General features: G+C 38.8%; 3 protein-coding genes. 1 reads left to right on the top strand and 2 read right to left on the bottom strand.

Annotation, left to right across the window (positions count from 1 at the left end; genetic code table 11):
* On the top strand, window positions 1–253 hold a 253-nt coding region (locus tag VE944_RS23435; protein ID WP_324982645.1), incomplete at its 5' end, for a twin-arginine translocase subunit TatC.
* A gap of 53 nt (window positions 254–306) precedes the next feature.
* Here VE944_RS23435 and VE944_RS23430 read toward each other — a convergent pair.
* Both VE944_RS23430 and VE944_RS23425 read right to left on the bottom strand, forming a co-directional pair.
* Complete coding sequence (locus tag VE944_RS23430; protein ID WP_324982643.1) at window positions 307–1,095, bottom strand: DUF4058 family protein; 789 nt, start codon at window positions 1,093–1,095, stop codon at window positions 307–309.
* 60 nt (window positions 1,096–1,155) lie between these two features.
* Complete coding sequence (locus VE944_RS23425) at window positions 1,156–1,464, bottom strand: DUF3067 family protein (RefSeq protein WP_324982640.1); 309 nt, start codon at window positions 1,462–1,464, stop codon at window positions 1,156–1,158.
* Window positions 1,465–1,546: the final 82 nt, after the last annotated feature.

Genomic DNA, 1,546 nt, shown 5'->3' with positions numbered 1-1,546 from the left:
ATTTGTGCTGCTACTGTTATTCAGCACTGGTTTAGCATTTCAAATTCCGATCATCCAACTGTTGCTCGGTAATTTGAACATTGTCTCGTCTCAACGAATGATTTCTGGTTGGCGTTACGTGATTATGGGAGCAGTGGTTTTGGGAGCCGTGCTTACACCTTCTACTGACCCTTTAACTCAAAGTCTTTTAGCGGGAGCAGTTTTAGGGCTTTATTTCGGTGGTGTTGGACTGGTGAAGCTCACAGGTAAATAACATAGGGAATAGGTGACAGGTGACAGGGAATAGGTAAAATTATTAACTAATTCCTAATTATTCCTTAATCCTTGTTCGCGTAAGAGGGTATCAGACCATAAAGCATCTTCTGGTTTTAGGGGTGGTACTGGTTCTTTATTATAATCAATTGCTAAGTAATATCTGGCACGATTGTATATACCATGCAATAAAGATTGCAAATCTACAATTGCTTCTGTATCTTCTGACTGTAACGGTAATGGAAATACGGGAATCGTTTCTCTGACGCTAAATCCGTATAATTTAGCTTGAGGACGTGTTTCACTTCTGCTAACAATAATTTGATAATCTGTTACAGGCACTTCCCCTAAAATTGACATGGCTTTTCCACTTCTGAGTAAATCAATTTCGACTAAGTGAGAAAGACTAGCTAAAACTTGTTTGCGTTTCAGTTCATAGGCTTTTCTCCCTTCGCCTGGGCGTTTATTTTTAGGAGATAAAACTTCGATAGCTGTCACCACAAAACCTGTAGAAACTTCTCGAATTTCTAAATAATTCTCCGTAATATATTCAGGTAACGGTATCATCACCGTAATGCCTTCTGACGTTTCTGCTTGGGTAGTAGTTGATGAGTATTGCTGCGGTGATTTGTGTTGAGAAAAAATAGAAACATCAGGTATACCAACTAATACAGAATCTGAGTCATCACTTAAATAAGTACGTTGTTCAATTGCAACTCGATACTGTGGGGGAATATTTTCTTCAATAGTATCTGCTATAGCTGTAATGAATCGATGATGTAATTCTGACCAAAACACAGGATTTTCTAAATAAGGATTCATTCCGGGAAATGGAGAATTCATAGTTTTACTATCCTGAAATGACGGATTAGAATAATTCTAAATTAAGGAAGAAAAACTTGGTCATAATATCCATTCCGAAGAACGTTCACCTAAATCTAGAGGAATGCTGACAGCTTTGCCGAGGCGGGGGCGATCGCGTGTTTGGGTAATAAATGTTTGTACTTGTGTTGACCCACCCAAGGCATGAAGATAATTAGCAATGGTGTCAAGATGCTCTTGGTACTCCGCCTCGCTCAACGGAAAAGAAGCTTGCTCCAAGTATTTCCACATGACTTGCAAAAATATCTTTCCCTGCGCCCGTCGAAGCTGGACATCATAAGAATATCCCCACTTATCAAGCAACATCTGACGTAATTCCTGTCCTGTCATAGCTTTTCTCAATCAGATTTTACATTTAGTTATGATGTTAAGTTCCGTGACTCCAGTATGATAAGGATATAAAGAAATGTAA

This window comes from Nostoc sp., from assembly GCF_035638895.1.
GTDB lineage: Bacteria > Cyanobacteriota > Cyanobacteriia > Cyanobacteriales > Nostocaceae > Nostoc.
The sequence above is the reverse complement of the archived record's forward strand: the minus strand, read 5'-3'. Positions and strand labels throughout refer to the sequence as shown.

Bases quoted from the DNA above. Each gene is read 5' to 3' on its own strand.
- VE944_RS23425 (WP_324982640.1), bottom strand. From the start codon at position 1,464: ATGACAGGACAGGAATTACGTCAGATGTTGCTTGATAAGTGGGGATAT.
- VE944_RS23430 (WP_324982643.1), bottom strand. From the start codon at position 1,095: ATGAATTCTCCATTTCCCGGAATGAATCCTTATTTAGAAAATCCTGTG.